This window comes from Bradyrhizobium sp. LM2.9 (genome assembly GCF_054056555.1).
In genome coordinates this window covers 1,059,551-1,077,009 of record NZ_JBSRYJ010000002.1, presented here as the reverse complement: position 1 = coordinate 1,077,009, position 17,459 = coordinate 1,059,551, and the positions used below count along the sequence as shown (strand labels likewise).

General features: G+C 65.0%; 1 protein-coding gene and 1 pseudogene. Both read right to left on the bottom strand.

Translation table 11 applies throughout. The features are described 5' to 3' along the window. Positions 1 to 10: 10 nt before the first annotated feature. Positions 11 to 16,370, bottom strand: a pseudogene (locus ACVWW3_RS06435) (leukotoxin LktA family filamentous adhesin). A gap of 72 nt (positions 16,371 to 16,442) precedes the next feature. Next, a complete protein-coding gene (locus ACVWW3_RS06430; RefSeq protein ID WP_456650575.1) occupies positions 16,443 to 17,180 on the bottom strand; it encodes a hypothetical protein in 738 nt (245 codons plus the stop codon). Positions 17,181 to 17,459 lie beyond the last annotated feature (279 nt).

Here is a 17,459-nt window from a genome sequence, read left to right as displayed (position 1 = left end):
CCAAATCCCGTTACCATGCCTGTGCCAGACGGCCAATCGCCGGCCTCGCCGTCTCGACCGCCGCATCCTTCCAGCCCGCGCGCCCCACGCGCTGCCCCTGGCGGCGCAGCTTGCGCATGTCGTTCAGTCCTTCGATGTTGACGGCCGGGCCGGACCCGACGGTCTCGACCGGCCGCGGCGTCAGCAGCGCGTCGAGCCGCGCCTGACCGGACAGACCGAGCAGGTAGGTCGTCCCCCCGTCCTTCTTCGCGAGCCAGGTCTCGATGCTCTCCTTGCCCTCGCCGTCAACCGGGATGTTGCGCACCATGCTCGCGCCGGTGAAGTCGTTGCAGCAGGTGTGGGTCGAGCCGTAGTTGGTGACGGTCGCCGAGAGGTCGCCGGTGTAGAACACCACATAGGCGTTGCTGACATTGGCGTTGCCGACCTGGCTCATCGTGAACACGCCGCCCGGCTGATAAAGCTGGAGCGACGGCCCGTTCGTCGGTGCCGGCGAACGGTTGTCCAGCAGCACCTGCTGGGTGGCGGTGGTGAGCATGAGCTGGCCCGGCACATAGCCGTTCAGGATCGTCACGGAGTGCGCATCGGTCAGGAAGTTCGCGTCCACCACCTTGAACTGGTTGACGATGATGGTGTCCGGATCGATCGAGATGTTGGCGTATTTCGCGGTACCGCCATTGTAGCCGGTGATGTTCATGATCAGCGGAACCGACGGGTTCGAGCGGACCTGCTCGCCCTTGACGTTGATGGTATCGGCGGCGAGGTCGAGCTCCTTGACCACGCTGACCCAATTGATGGTCAGGTCGCCCGACGAAATCAGCTTGATCACATTGCCGCTGATCCGGTCGAACGAGACCCCTCCGGCCACATCGAAATGCGTATCGCCGTTGGCGGAGATCGATCCGCCGCGGAGCGAACCGGTGTCGGACTTGACGTCGATGCCGCCGGCATCGCCCGGGATCCCCGTCGTGGTCAGCTGGCTGAAGACGATGTCGTCCACGGCATGCAGGGTCTGCGTGCCGCCGCTCGTGGCGGTGCCGAGCGTGATCCCTCCAGCCGTCGCAGTGATGCCGAGCGTGCCGCCGACATTGAGATTGTCCCACCTGACAACGGTGCCCTGCAGAAGCGCGTTGCCGGTCGAAGCCGTGAGGTTATGACCGGTGTTCGCGCCCGCCGCGAGCAGTCTTGCCGAGCCGTTGGCCGAGACCGAACCCTGCGTCGTCACGCCGCCCGAGATCACCGTCTGCGCCAGGATGAAGCCATTATCGGCCGTGACATTGATGTTGCCGACGTCGCCGCTGTAGCCGGTTGCCGCGAGCGACTTGAACGTCACGTTCTGGGTGGCGTGGACCGTCTGCGACCCGCTGCTGTCGGCGGTGCCGATGACGATGCTGCCGTTGTTCGCCACGACGCTGAAGGAGCCGCTCGCGCCCGCCGCCGTGCCCGCCAGCACCTGGTCGAGCGTCAGGCCACCGGTGCCGAGGATGTCCACGCTGCCCTTGACCGCGGAGAGCAGGCTCGCCTCGGTGTCGGTCAGAGCCTTCAGGTAGATGCCGCCGGCACTCGTGCTTGCCGACAGCCGCGCGGCGCTGAGGATGAACCGGCTTGTCGCGTTGCCGATGCCGTTGGATGCGCTCAGCGCGACTTCGGCGCCCGAGCCGGGTGCGACGAACTTGGTCTGACCATCGCCGTTGTCGATGATCGCCCCCAGCGAGGCGACGCCGCCGGCGGTGACGATGATCGAAGGCGCGTTCGAGGCCGCCGCATAGGACAGCGACGAATTCAGCTGGCCGATGGTCGCGTCGCCGGTGGTGGTCACGGAGATCACGCCGGCCGCGTTGATGGCGGCGTAAGCTCCCATCGACAGTGTCGCGGCCACCAGTGTCACTCCGTCCGAGCTGCTGGCCGCCGTCACAGGCGCCGTGCTGGTGCCGGCCGCGAAAGTCATGCCGCGGTTGGCAAGCAGTTGCATCAGGCCGCCGCTGGTGATGTCCGCATTGATGGTGAGCGCGCCGCGCGGAACGTTCAGCGTCAGTGCTCCGCCAGCCGTCAGCGTTCCATAGGTGCCGCTCGTGCCGACCACGAGATCGCCGGTGACCGCGAGGATGCTGAGATCGCCGACCGCCGAGCCGGTCACGGCGCCGGAGATATTCACCTGCACGGGCTGGAAGGTCGAGCCGTTGAAGCTGATGCTGCCGCCGGCACGCAGATCGAGGTCGGTGCCCAGAATGTGGATTGCGGTACGGTCTGAGAAGCCGGCTTCGGCGTAGATGCTGCCGGTCGCCGCGAGCTGAATTGCATTGCCAGCGGCAATGTTGCCGAGGATGAGATCGCCGGTGGTCTGCTTCACATAGATGCCCTGCGCCGACGAGACCTGGTCGAGCTGATCGTTGCTCGGATCGGCGAATGCGATCTGGATCGCGTTTGCATTGGCTGCGGGATTGCTTCCGGCGGCCCCGGGGGCACCGACATTGCCGTGCTCGGCGATCAGGGTCAGGTTGCCGATATCGCCGGAGATCACGGGCGTACCGGTCACGCCGGCGGCGGCGGTGATGCTGGTCACGGCGTCGAGCTTGACGTCGCCGCGGCCGGTCACTTCGATGCCGTTGGCCTGCGCGGCCGCGACCGGGCCGTAGTTCGCAGTGATGCCGCCGAGTGTAAGGCTGTTCTTGCTGCCGAGATAGACATTCGTCAGCGCCTTGGCCGAGATCGCGATCGGGTTGTCGACAACGACGAGGTTCTGCTGCGACAGGCTGACCGTATATGTCACGACATGGGTCGTCGGGTCGGTGACCGCGCCGACAGTGAGCTGACCGGGGCCGGCGGTCGCGAGCAATCCCCTCTGCTCCGGCGTCAGCGACGAGGAATCGACGCTCGTGAAAGTGAACGCCTGCGGCGCGGCCGAATTGCCGACCGAACCGTGCGGCGCGTAGAGCATGATCTGGTTGGCGCTGACATTGGCCACGACGTTCTCGTCGATCGGCGGCGGTGCGGCGCCGACGGCCGACGACGAGACGGTGTAGGCGAGCTGGGCTCTGCGTCCACTGCGCGCCCGCGGTGATGATGCCGTAGACCCTCTCGGTCGATGCGAGCGTGTAAGTGTAATTCGCACTGTAGGTCGTGAGCGCCGTTTGCAGCGCCGTATTGCTCGGCAGGCGCTGATTGGCTGTCGTTACGCCGTCGAACAGCTTCGTGAACAGGGTCGACGACAACGAGCTGCCGAACACGGTCGCCAGCGGATCTGCCGGTGCGGTGCCGAGCAATGTCGTCAGCGAGGTCTTGAGCTCGTCGGTCGTGATCCTGCCGAGCAGGAACTGATCCCTCAGGAACCGCGTCGTGGCCTCGACCTTCATGTCCGTCGTCGAGACGTTCGCGGGGTCGATGCCGAGCTTGGCGGCCACTTGCGCCCGCAGCACCGTCAGCCCCACCGAAGTCGGGTTGTAGGTGCTGCCGTTCGTGAACGCGATGTTCTTGAGCTGGAAGTAGTCGTTGTAGGCCGACGTCACCATCGACTGGTAGCTGTTGACGGCGTTGGTGGCGGCGTTGCCGCTGAGCAGGTCGAGGCTGGCCCAGACATCCTGCAGATGCTGGCTCTGCGCCTGGGTGAGACCAACCGCGGTCCTTCCGTTCAGGATGCTCGCCTGGTTGCCGTCCGAGCCGGCGGCCTCCAGGAACACCGGGCCGCCGCTCGACTGGACCGTGCCGAGGCGCAAATCGCCCTTGGACTGCACGATGTAGGCGCCGGTGGCCGAGGCGCTGTCGAGAACCCCGCCGTCGATGCTGCCGCCGGCCTGCGTCGTGCCCGTCGCCTGGATCACCAGCGGATTGATATTGGTAAGCGTGCTCGCGCCATTGACGACGCTGCTCGTCGCGCCGATCGCGCCGGCGGTGGAGTTGATCTCGACGTTCTTGCCGATCACGACGGGGTTGGCGACGTCGTAGGGCGAGGCCGAGTTGATGTCCCCGGTCGCCGAGATAAAGACACTGCCCTGCGGCGTGCTGCCCGCCGAATTTACCTTCACCTGATTGATCGAAAGCGAGCCGATGGCCGCGATCGCGATGTCGTGGTCAATCGAACTCGCCGTCAGGCTGCCGCCATAGACCTGCACCTGGACGGGAACACCGTTCGCGCCGATCGTGCCGATGCCGCCATCCGCCGAGAGAATTACGCTCCGGCCCGATATCATCGGGTTGTTCGCATTCGTGCTGCTAGTGATGGCCGAATTGGCCCCGGTGGCGTTGACCGTCGTCGTGCCCGAGAGGTTGTTGATCGGACCGTTGACGACGATGCCGGAGTTCGAAGTGACCAGAACCGTGCTGTTGCCGCCGCCGCTGAACGAGATGTTGATCGGGTTCGACGCCTTGACCGTATTGGTCAGCGTCAGTGTCAGGTGATCGTAGATCTCCTGGTACCAATTGTACTGACCGTCCGCGCCGCAGCACTTCTCGGGATGGGTGTTGCCGCCGCCGGTGTGATAGGAACCGGTCGCGGTGACGACTTCCTGGAAGTTCGAGGTCTGTGGGCCAGTGCTGCCGCCGCCGCCCTGGGCCTGCTGCACGTCCGAAACCAGGCTGATGGTGCGGGTCCAGTTCTGCCCGGTGGCCGCGTTGGGCGTATAGTGCCAGCCGTAGTCGAACTGCGTTGAGTCCGTCGGACGATCCAGCGTAGCCGTATCGACCCACTGGTAGAACATGTTTGCCTTGGTCGCGTACTGGATGCCTGCCGTGCCACTGAGGCTGGTCAGCATCGTGTCGGTGTACTGGCTCGCATTGACGCCGCTCGTTTGATACGTCGATACCTGCTGGCCGCCCGCAGCGGAAGGATTGTAGACGTACCACGTCGTCTGCTGCTTGAGCTGATCGACGATCTCGATCACGCTCGGTGCGCTGACGCCGGTATTGATGGTGTTGGTGACGAGCTGCAGGCCGGTTGTGTTGTTGACCGTGATCGAGCCGGCGCCACCTTTGACCGCGATAGTGCCCTGGGAGACACCATCCTGGGTCGACGTCGAGATGATTTTGCCGTTCAGATAGACGTAGCCGCCCGAGCCCTGCACCACGCCGTTCACGAGGATCTGGTCGGTGAGCGCGTTGTACTTGACCCCGATCTTGATGTCGCCTGCGGCCTCCGTCGTCGCGGAGGCCGTGATGTCGTAATAGCTGCCGTTCCGCGCGTTGACCTGGGCCTGGGCAAAGTCCGCTCCCGCATTGCGGCTCTTGAGGTCGTTGATGGCGGTCAACGTGGTCCCGCCGATGTCGACCGAGTAATCGCTGCTCGTGCCGCTCTGGATCGTGCCGTTGATGTTGATGACCCCCGCCGAGATGATGATCGCCTTGCCGAAGATGAAGGGCGCGTTATCGGGCGTTTGGTACCCCGTGGGCGCGGTCGAGCTCCAGTTCGAGGACGAGTTGGATTGCGCGGTCCTCGGCGTGATCACGTCGGGCTGGATATTGACGACCTGGAAATAGGCAGAGCACCCCGCGCAATTGAATGGCGAGTAGAACGTAGACGTGTGGTTGGTGGTGGTGGTGTGTTGCCCTGGGAATCTGTCGAGGTCGTGGTGTAGTCGTAGGTCGAGTTGCTGTAGACGCCCTGGCCGGTATAGGTATCCCGCTCCCACGGCGCGGTGGTGATGGTCTGGCGCGTCGGCCCTTCCATCTGCCCGAGCACGGTGGTGCTCCCAACGCTGCCGGCGTTGGGGTTGCCGCTACCCGGCGCCCCCGATCCCATCGGCAGGAAGATCGCCGAATAGAGCGACAGGCCGTCGTAATACAGTTCCAGCATGCGCGCAGTGAAGATCGTGCTGTTGGCGGCCGTTTGCTGAACGCCGTTGTTGCCGTCGACGCAGCAGTAGTAGAAATACGGGTGACCGGCTCCCCCTGCGATATGCGGAGCGGTCGCGTAATCGCCATAGGCGCCGAGATAGGTCGCCGCCGCCATCACCGCCGTCAGCGTGTCGTCGTCAGCCGGCTTGAATTCGACGCCGGCCCATTGCGAGAGAACATCGTGGTTGGAGGTGTAAAAGCTGCCAATGCCGCCGAGGAAGACGAACGAGCCGTTGGGCGCCACCATCTGGACGGTCGCGGCATTGAGTGACTGCGACGCGACGATGCTGCCAAGATTGTTGGTGATCTTGAGCAGGCCGTTCTCGTTGTTGACGGCACCGTCGAAATAGATGTCGGGCGTGCGGGTCAGCTGGTTGCCGTTCTGGTCGACGCCGAGCCCGCTGGAGGGATCCAGTCGGTTGTAGGTGGCCGAGATGTCGATGATCGGCGTCGCGCTCGGCGTGGCGGTGAAGGTCACGTTGGAGTGCGAATCCGGGTCGACATGGTCGATCTGGCGGTAGGTGATGTTTCCTCCGGTTACATTGGTGACCGTGAGGTTGGCCAGGTCCATGAAGTCGAGACCCCTGTTCTCGATCTTGATCATCGGCGAACTGCGCGCGATCACCGCCGGCGCAGTCGGATTCGTGCCGCTGTTTCCAGTCAGCTTCTGCGCCAGGATCGAGACGTTGCCGGCGGACACCAGCATATCGCCGAATGCGAAGGCATTGCCGGTGGAGTCGGAGGTGTACGGCGCCTGCTGGATCAACGCGTTGATCTGGCGCTGGAAGTCGCCGGTCGGATCGGTGCCTGACGGCGACATCGTGGCGGGCGCCGCGGGCGTCGCCGCCGCCAGCTGTGAGCGAATTTGCGTCTCGGTCAGGCCGGTCAGCGTGACGAGCTGGTTGACGACGCTCTGGTAGGGATTGAAGCCGCCGACAATGGTGTACTGGACCACCTGGTGGTTCCAGCTCATCATCGGGTTGAAGTGGTCGACGTCGGCGACATATTCGAGGGTAGGTGTCGACGAACCGCCGGACAGCAGTGACGAGTAAGGACTCGTCGTGCTCGCGGTCGGCGCGCTCGCACCTATGTCGATCGTAATGGTGATATCGTTGTTGATGCCCGCCACCACCAGGCCATTGAGCGCGACATCGCCGGTTCCGCTGGTGTGGCTGTGGTTATCGCTGTTCTTGGCGCTGAAGATGTCCAGATACGGATTGTAGTTGCTGCCGTTGCCGGAGGCCGTGACCTGACCCTGGGTCGCTCCCAGGGAAATGTTCTGTACGCCGAGCACGCTCGAGGTGTTGGCGAGCGTCAGGCTTGTGGTGTCATCTGCATTGGCCGTGCCGCGGTAGAGCGTCGAAATCGGAATCGCGGTGTTGTTGTAGACAACCGTCGTTGCGGTTGCCTGCACGCTGCTGAAGATGATGGTATCGCCCGACATGCCGGCAAAAATGTTGATCTGGCCCCAGGCCTCGACCTTGGCGTTGTTGCCGACATTGACGGCCTGGTTGGCGTGCACCCAGGTGTTGGTGCTGGCGCCGACGCCGGCGATCGCGCCGTAGAGGCTGGCATTGGCATTGTTGGCCGCCGCCATCTTCGCCGCCGAACCAATATAGATCTTGCCGACGCTGAAGAGTTCGCGGGCGTTGATGTTGACCGCGAGCGTGGCGTTTGCCGTCATGTTGGATTCGGCGCCGCCGCCCGGCGAAGAAGCTGGCCGTGGCCAGGCTGGCAGTGTCGTTGGTGTTCAGCGTGTTGTAGGCCTCGATGTTGATCACCGCCGCCGAGGTCCGCGGATCGCCGTTGAGGCTCAGGACCGTGCCGGAGCCGATGTTGGTGGTGACGGTCTGGGTGACATGGGAGTCGCTGAGTGCGGCAGCGCCCGAGAACGTGCCGCCGGAGCCCGAACGCGCGCCGCCACCGGCCTGGTTGACGATGTCGTTGGAGATGACGACCATGTTGCCGCCGGCCGAATTGATGATCAGGTGGTTTCCGATCTCGGCAGTGGTGGTCGAGTTGACGTCGTTCTGCGCCTTGCCGGCGGCGACACCGGCCGTGGACGCCTGATAGGCGTCACCGCTGGCGGCATAATTCGTGGTGTGCTTGGCGTTGATGCTGAGGCCGCCGAAATAGACCGTGTCATCCGTCGTGCCACCGTCGAACCGCGCATCGGTGACGGCGGTCGAACTCGTGGTTGCGACCGCAGCGGCACCGGCGTAAGTGCCGCCCGCGCCGACCGTCGCGTTGGAGACGTTGGTATCCTTGCCGGTGGCCGTGATCTGGAGGATGCCGGTGTAGTCGGTGTGATTCAGATGAGCCGCGTCCATATCCACGGGCGCGCCCAGATAGGCGTAAGTGTGCGCGCTCGACGACGTCTGGGCGACGGTCGCACCCAGCGCCAGGAAGCCGGTCGAAAGGCCGGTCGCCTGGGCGTATTGGCTGCTGTCATTTTCGGCCGCAATGACCACGTCGCCGTTGGGAAGCGTAATCCCCGTTCCGCCGTACGCGCTGACCGTCGCGTTCTCGGAAGCCATGGCCAAGCTGCCCTGCGCGCCGATCAGCGAGCCGCCGCCACCTGCGAGCGCCCAGGCATAGGTCGTCGTGCCACTGGTCGGCACCAGCGCCATGGCGGTCACGGCGAGCGCACCGCCCGAGAAGACGGCATTGTCGCCGACATCGGCCGTGACCGTGGCTCCGACCGTGGACTTGGCGACGGCGACGCCGACCGCGCCGCCGCCGACCGAGACGCCGATCGCGGTGCTCGACAGATTGGGCGTGATCGACGCCGTCACGAGCGTACCGACGCCGGCCGCGGAGGTCGTGATCGAGGAGCCCGAACCGATCTCCGCAAGCACCGTCGAATTCTCGTGAGCCTCGGCGTCCGCACCGACGCCGGCGACGATACCGCCGCCAAGCGCCGTCGAGGTCGTGGTCAATTGGCCGGCGCCGGACGCGCCAACCGCCAGGGTCGAGGTATTGACGACGGCGTCGTCAAGAACCTTCGCCGCGACCGAGCTCGATCGTCCCGCGGTGGCGATCGAAGCGCCGACCGCCACGGCACCGCCGGTGACGCCGCCCGTGAAGACGACCTGGGTCGACGAGTCCAGCGCCATGACGGCGACGCCGTCGCCGCCCGTGCCGGTGATTTGGCCGCCGAGCTGCGCGGTCACGGTGTTGGCAACGTTGCCGACCGCCACGGCTGCGTCCGCGCCGAAGTAAAGCGCGGCACCGCCGGCGATCGCCTCGGTGTCGATGGTCTTGCCGGCATAAGGTCCGGTGCTGGCGTCCTTGACCACCGCAGCAACAGCCACGGAAGGCGCGGATACGACCGCGCTCAGATTGGCGAGCACGCTGCTGCTGACGCTGGTGTAGCCGATGCCGGCGCCGATACCGACGTTCTTCGCAAAGCCGGCGCCGAGCAGATACATCTTGGCCGCGTTGGCGCTGGTGGCGGCGACATTGACCTGCGTGCCCGTGACGTTGCCGCCCGCGATCTGCGCCGTGACGCCGTCATTGCCGCCGGTCAGCACGCTGCTGACGTCGTAGGTCGAGGTCACGTTGGCATTGTTCGGATTCCCGGCGGTGCCGCTCGCGACCGCGTTGCTGCCATGCGAAGAATTGGTGCCGGCGTTCACCGACGCGATGGTGCCGTTGCCGCCCTGATTGAGCTGGCCGGTCTGCTCGCCCTGCGTATCCGGATCGGCGGTATTGGTGCCGATGATGATGACGCCGACGGTCGCACCGATGCCGACGCTTCCGCCGATGCCGGCGGTGACCGCGTAGGACAGCACTTCCTTGGTGCTGAGCGCCCCGACATTGATCGCGCCGGACGAATTCAAATTGCTGTTGCGGCTTTCCGCAATGGTCTGGCTCTTGAAGACAATGACGTTCGCCGCGGCACCAACGCCGACGCCGCCTCCGCTGGCCCCGATCGCGAGTGCACCCGCGATCTCCTTGATCGCCACGTCCTCGTTCGCGTTGATAGTGACCGCGCCGGCCGCGCCTCCCGTGGGCGATTGCAGCGTGGTGTCGTAGACGCCGGCGATGGTGGTGTTGTTTGCGATCTCGACGTTCGCCATGCCGGCGATCGCCGCCGTCCCTGTCGAAAGCGCGCCGCCGACTGCATAGGCCTCGAAGCGGTTCTTCGTTTTGGCCTCGACGTCGAGCGCGCCGGTCAGATTGACCGCGGTCGTATGCGCCGCGCCGTTGCCCTGGTAGTGGAATTCGTCGCCGACATAGGCCTCGGTCCGGTTCGCCGAGACCTGGACCAGAAACGCCGCGCCGATCGCGGCCTGGCTGCCATAGGCGCCGGAGCCGTTCGCGGAAAAGATGCTGGTGTTGTTGTTGGCGTTCACCGTCAGTGACGCGGCCGTCAGCGCGCCGCCGTCGACATAGGCTTCCGTCGTGGCCTGGAACACGTTCAGCCCGACCGAGCCGGTGTTGAACCCGATCGCGATCGAGGACGCGTCCTGCTCGGCGTTGGCCTTCACGGTGACGGCGCCGACCGTCGGGCTCGGCGACTGGACGCCGCCGACGGTGGCATTGGTGATGTAGGCGCGCGTGTCGCGCGACATCGTCGTGCTGATGATCGTGGCGCCGCCGCCGCCGTTGCCGGTGGGCGGAATGATGCCGACGCCGAGCGTGCCGGAATAGGAGAAGCTCGACGCGGCCACCTCGATCTGCGGCGCCAATGTCGAGGAGGTCAGGCGCGTGTCGATGGCTGCGCTGTCGATATAGGCCCTGGTCGCCCCGCTCATCACATTGGTGATCGGGTTGATCATGATGGCGATGCCGCTGCTCGCGGCGAGCGACGCAACGTTGGCCACGACCGCCTGGTGCGAGCTTGCCACGACGGCGAGGCCGCGCAAAGCGTCCTGGTTTTCAGAGAGGTCGGGCGTGCTGTCGCTCGGCGCCTGGGCGGTGCCGAGATCGAAGGCATGGACGAGCGTGCCGTTGTTGACCGACAGCGTATCGGTCGCGCTGGTTCCGCGCGCATCGACCTTGGTGTTCGCCCCGCTGATATAGGCCGCGGTGGCCCCGGTGATCTTGTTGGTCACCAGCGAACCGGCGGCGCCGCCCGCGCCCTTGCTGATCGACACGGCGCCCGCGAACACCGCCGCCTTGTCGTTGTTGCCGGCGATCACGCCGACGTTGTTGGCGGCGATCACGTCGGCGCCGTTGATACCGTTGGTGCCGGCAGCGGTGATGTTGGCGGTGACGTTGGTCCCCATCAGATTGGTGGCGACCGAACCGGCCAGGCCGACCTGCGAGGACATCGCGATACCAACGGCGATGGTCGAGATACTGGCGTTCGAGTTCGCGCTGACGGCGACGCTGCCGGAGGCGGTCAGCTTGGAGCCGGTGACGCCGGCGCTGACATTGTTGGCGATGCTGCTGTAGACAAGCGCCAGGCCTGCGGCGCTGCCTTGCGTCGAGGCGCCAGCGATAGCGGCGGCTCCGGTGATGCTGGAATTGTCGCTCGCGCTGACGGAGATGTTGGAGGCCGTCACGGTCGATTGCGTCGGGTCGGACTGGTTGTTGCCGATAGCCGCCGTAACGGTATTGGCGATCGAGCTGATCGTCATGCCGCCGACGCCGGCAAACTGGCTGGTCGCCAGGCCGAATCCGATCGTGACCGACTGAATCTTCGTGGTGTCGAGCGCACTCACACTGACACTGCCGAGGGTCGACATCCGGACGTTGGCGATATAGGCCGAATGCGTCGTCGCGATGGTATCGTACACCATCGAGGCGCCGACATTGTTCTTGCCGGCCTGGATGGTGCCCGCAACGGAGACGATGCTGGCGCCCGGACCGTTACCCGTGCCACCGTTGAGCGCCGCCGCGCTGAAATCGATGCAGTTCTGCGTGCCATTGCCGGCGGCAGCCGTGCACGTGTCCGATGCGAGATGATTGTTGTTCGACTTCTTGACGAGATTTCCGAGCGCCGTATCGAGATCCGACACAGCGCCGCTGTCCGCCAGCACCGTCACGCGCCCGACGTTGATGTTCACCGTCGAGCTGCTGCTGATATAGGCCGTCGTCGTGGGCGTAATCTCGTCCACCACGATCGCACCGGCAAGCCCGTTGCCCCCTGCCCCGCCCGTGGCCGCACCGGCGGCAATGACGCTGGCGCTGTCGGCCAGCACCAGCAGGCTGTCATAGTTCGAGATCGACGTGCTGCGGATATGCGCGTCGGTGGCATTGCCGCCCGCGGGATCGGCAATCGACGCGTAAGTCAGCCCGATGCCGACACCGGCCTTGCCGCCGGACACGTAGAGCGAGCCGCCGCCGATTGCGATGTTCGTGGTCTGGTAGGCATCGACCTCGATCGCGCGATTGGTCCCCGTCGCGTAGCCCGTGATGGTCGAGCTCTCGATATAGGCGTTGGCGCTGTCCGTCATGATGCCGACCGACCCCGACAGCGCGGCCGCATTGGCTGACGTTCCGCCCGCTACGCCGATGGCGACGACGGTTTCCGACCCGCCATTGAGCGCCTGCACCGTCACAGACATCTGGTTCTGCATCGTGGTGCCGTAGATATAGGCGAGCGTGGCATTGTTGGACATCGCAGCCGCGATGGCGGCGCCGATCGCGGCTCCCTGAGACGACGACCCGGACATGTTGGCCGCGGCGGAGCCGGAGCCGTTGCTGAGGATCGTGTCGTTGAGCGCCTGCACGATCGTATTCGTGTTCACCGCGGTCGCCGTGGTGAATTTGTTGACCGACGTATTCCTTATATAAGCACTGGTTCCGAGCGAGACGTCGCTCACGGACGAGCTGCCCGCGAGGTCCATGGTGAAGCCGTTCGTGCTCGATCCCGAGCCCGAGCTGATCTTGTTCGCAGCCAGCGCAATCCCGGCCGGACCTCCGGTCGCGGCGGCACCGGCGGCGCCCGCCTTGTCGGCGAAGCTGGACAATGACGGCTCGGTAATCGAAGCCGCGACGGCCGCTGACGTGATCCGGCCTGAGGTGGTGGCGCTGATCGTGAGGTTGTCGACGTTGACCGAGCCGCTTCCGCCGCTGTTGCCGGCAAACGGATCGTCCGTGCTGAACGGCCCGGGCCGGATGTCGGAATGGTTGTCCCCGATATAGGCGGACGTATCCATATTCGCGCCCAGATAGGCAACGGACAATCCAACCGCCGAACCGCCGCCGACATTGACCGCGCCGGCGATCGTCACGACCGACAGATCCTGTTGCGCCAGGATGTTGAGCGTCGGAGAAAAGACGCTGGCCTGGCTTGAGATCGAGGCGTGCGTCGTGTTGTTGAGGAAGCCGAGCGAGGTGATGCCGTTCAGCGCCAGCGCGCCGGCGGCCTTTCCGGACGACGGCGCGACGGCGATGAACTGATCCGAGGTGATCGCGTTGACGGCGATGTCGTCCGCCGCCCGCAGCGACGCACCGTCCGAAACGCCGGCGATCGTACTGGTGTTGAACTGGACGAAATTGAGCGAGCCGCCCACCGAGGAGCCGCCGGACGTGTTGCCGGGCAGGAAGCCGAGTGTACCGACATTGCCGGCGGCGTCGATCGACGCCGTCGTCGTCGTCGCCGCGATCTGGATGCTGGCGTCGTAGGTGTGGACGTCGCCGTTGTTCACCGTCGCGGACCAGCTGCTGCCGCAAGCCGCCGTGCATGTCGCGGTCAGGCTGGCGCTGCTGGCCACCCACGCCGTGGTGTCGTTGTTCACGACGAAATGGTTCATCGAGCCGGCGACGGCGGCGGTATCGCCCGCGTCGGCCGTGGCGTTGGCATAGCTGGTCAGGATGTTGCCGCCGACGCCGAGATTGCCGTTGAGGTGACTGAGAACCTCGGTCAATCCGTCCCACTTCAGCCAGGTATTGGTGATCGGCATCCAGGTGCTGGCGTCGACGGCGATGTTGGCCGCATTGATCACGGTGCCGCCGCCGATATAGGCGTTCGAATTGTGGTTGAAATTGCCCCATGCGACCGCGGCGCTGATCGCGACTCCCTCGCCGCTCGTGGGGTCCGAGGCGATCGCAGAAGCCGTGGCGTTGCTGCGCACGCCGCGGTCGATGAGAGTGCTGACGACAGCGACATTGCCGCTGACATAGAGGCTTGGCGCGCCGCCGCTCGGATTCTGCCCGATCGACGCGGTGGCGTTTTCGGTGCTGTTGGCCAGCGACAGCGCGGCGGCGGCCTTCAGATCGAAATTCACCGGCATCAGCGGGATCATATGCTGAGCGATGATCGAGCCCGGGCTGGCCGTGGAGACCATGAAATCCTGGATCGCGCCGATCACGGCCGGCGTACCGACGATGGTCGAGGCCATGGTCGAGTTGCTCGTGGTGTTCGACGTCGCCTCGACCATCACGGAGCCGTTCATCCGGGACGACGCGCTGGTGCCCAGTGACGAGCCGAGCTTTGCGGTGGCAGACGTGGTGACGTCGCTGATGGCGAGCGCCCCGCCGATGCCGCCGCTCGCGTTCGGCGTGCTTAGCGCGACCGCCGTGGCACTGGTCGAGAACGAGTTGTTGTTGATCGCACGTACCGTCAGCGAGTTGCCTGATGCAATCACGTTGCCGACGGAAAGGTTCGCACCGGTCGCGACATTGGCCGAGGTCGAGACCGAGCCGGTGGAATAGGCAACGGTCGCGACGAATTGCGCGCTGGACGTCGCCGCGACCGCAGTCACGTTCAGCGTGGCGTCATTGATGGCGTGGATGTTGAGGTTGCCGCCCGCGCTGATCGTGGCGCCGGAGGCCACGTTGGTGGTGACGTTGCCGTCGAGCTTGCCGACGACAGCGGCGGCGCCGATCGGCGAGCCGCCGAGCAAGGTGCTCGCCAGCGCCGGATCCTGCGCCGTTTCCGAGCCGTGCGACGTGATGTCGACGTTGCCGGCGCCGTTGATGTTGGCGTTGCCATTGATGTTGACCACCGCCGTGGCGCTCGCCGCCACATAGCCGCCGTTGAGGCCGAGCAGCGAGGCCGCAAGCGTGGTGCCGACCAGCGTGAAGAGGCCAGGGACCGAGCTCGTGAAGCTCGATGTCGCCGTCGAGGTCGCGCCGATCGAGATGTCGCCGCCAGTGATCTGGCCATCGATCGTGATTCCAGTGGTCGCGGTGGCTTGGCCCGACAACTTGGTGTCGTTCGCCGTCGCCGTCAGCGTGACGCTGCCGCTGGTGTAGGTCGTTCCACTAATATTGATCGCCTGGGCGAGAATCTTCGCTCCGTTGACGATGCTGATGGTCGGCGCGTCGATCTCGACATTGATGGCGTTGCCGACGGAATGAGTCTTGGCGGCGTCGAGGTTGCGGGCATCGATCACCGCATGCGCGGCCAGCGTGACCGAATGGTCGGCCTGAACCAGATAGGTGCCGCTGGCGCTCAGCGCCGCGATGGCGTTGGCGACGGACGTGTTCCCGAGGGTTACGCCAACGTCGCCCTGGCTCATGTCGCCGATCACCACATCGGTCGGGTCGATCAGCAGCGTGCCGGCCCGGCCGTTGGGCGCGGCGAGGTTGATGGTAACACCGCGGCCCACGTCGATGACGCCGTTTCCGCTCAGCTCGACCAGACCCGCGTTGCCCGCTTTCGAGCTGGCATTGATCTTGGCGCCGCTCTTGACGGTCACGTCGTTGCCGGCCTTGACGAGAACGCCGCCGGCATCCGCAGTCTTGCTCGCCGTGCTCAACCGCGCATTCTTGCCGAGCTCGGCCTTGTTGCCGGCCACAACGGTGATGCTGCTCGGCGTCGTGCTCTTGCTGCGTGCCGTCAACCGTCCGTTCACGGTGGCGTTGTTGACGGCGCCGATGTGAATCGAGCCATTGCGCACGGTAATCGCCGCGGCGCTGCGCAGCCCCTTCGAATTGACCGAGGCCGAAAATTTGGCGGCGTGATCGAGATTGGCGATGTCGCGCTGGCTCGCGCCCCCGCCGACGAAGATGTTCTGCCCTGTCAGGCGGACACCGTCCTGGGCGTTGATCCGGCCGTAAATACGGATATTGCCGTCAGGCGAGACCGGGAACGACCCCGCCATCAGATTGCCGACCGCCGAGCCGTTGATCTGGCCCCCCGCGCCGATCAGGCTGTCGGTGAACTCGCGCGTCGGCGTCGAGACGCTGAGGCTGCCGACATTGACCGTGCCGCTGCGGCCGACCACGAAACCCTTGGGATCGGCGAAATAGACGTTACCGCCGATCGCACCGTTCATGTAGGAGTTCAGTGTGCCGTTGACGTAGACCGGAGCGTCGCGAACGATATTGACGAGATTCTGCGTCCCGGTCGGCAGCTGCAAATTGACGGTGTTGCCCTGGCCGACGCTGAACTGCGAGAACGAGTTGAAGGCGCTGTTGCCGGACACCGTCGACGTCGTGACGTTGGTTACGCTGCCGGAGGTCTGAAGGCTGGTCCCGGTGCGGCCGTCCGGCGTGATCACGTTCGCCGGCTGCGCCTGAAGGCGGACGCTGAACACCGGCAGGAAGACCATCTGCATCGCGCAGAGCAGTGACATCGAACGGAAACGCGCAAGTCGGCGCAGCGTCAGCTCGTCATTGTCTCGCTTTGCAGATGGTCGGCGCATTTCAGATCCTCTTCATCGGCATTGGCGCCGATCCACAACCGTGTGGGAGAATGTCGTGGAAACGTTCCGGCATCAGAACTGGCCGGGCGGCAGCTTGAAGATGTCAGGGCTCTTGGCATCGGCGACGTAGAACAGCAGCAGGCTGGTCGGCGTCAGCACACGCTGGTTGTTCTCCTTGTTCTCGAACGTGCCCTGGAGAAGCAGGATGACCGAACGATCCTTGGCGTCGCTGCCGCGGAACATCACGATGCCGCCGCTGACGGGCATGTTGACCGCGATGGAGTCGGGCTTGAAGCCCTCGCTGAGGAAATGGGCGCGCAGGATGTTGGCGTTGGAGAACAGCTTCTCCGCCGTGATCGCCGCGTCGGTGCCCTTCGACCAGACCGCGCCGATCTGGATCAGCGACTTGGACTTGTAGCCGAACACGTAAGACAGCTCGGCGGTGCCGCCGTTCGGCAGCAATTCCGGAACGGAGAGCAGGACGCTGCGCGTCAATTCGGACGCGTTGTCCTGAACCTTGATCGCGTCGGACTTGGCATTGAAGTCCTTCGTCATCGCCGCGCGCACGTCGGCCTCGTTCATGCCGAACTTGGCGGAGCGGAAGCCGTCGATCGCCTTGATCTTGTCGTCTGGGGCTGGCGTCTCGGCGGCGGCGGCCGACGTCGCGCCGGCAGCGACCGGCGTACCGGCAGCGGCCCTCGGTGCCGGCGCAGCTTTCTGCTTCGGCACAGCGCCCTGGGCCGCCAAGGGCCCGGTTGCAACAGAGATGAGCAGGCCAACGAGGGCCGGAACGAGATAGATTTTGCGCATAGGAAACCTTCGAAAAAACTTGAAACAACGATTCAAAAATCGGCAGCTACGAATTGGCTTCCCCGAACCGTCATCGCAACCGAGACGGAAAATGTTGCAGCGCCGCAATGCGTTACAAGGTGTCACGGAGTAGACAGGGTTCGAAACAGCGACTCTTTGGCGGCGTAGGAATACGGTATCGGGCTGCCAAACGCTGCGAATGAACAGTCACAAACGCATTTTTTCATCAATTGTGGATGCCGGCCGTTCGCGCTAAGCATCGGCTTGGGGCAAACCATC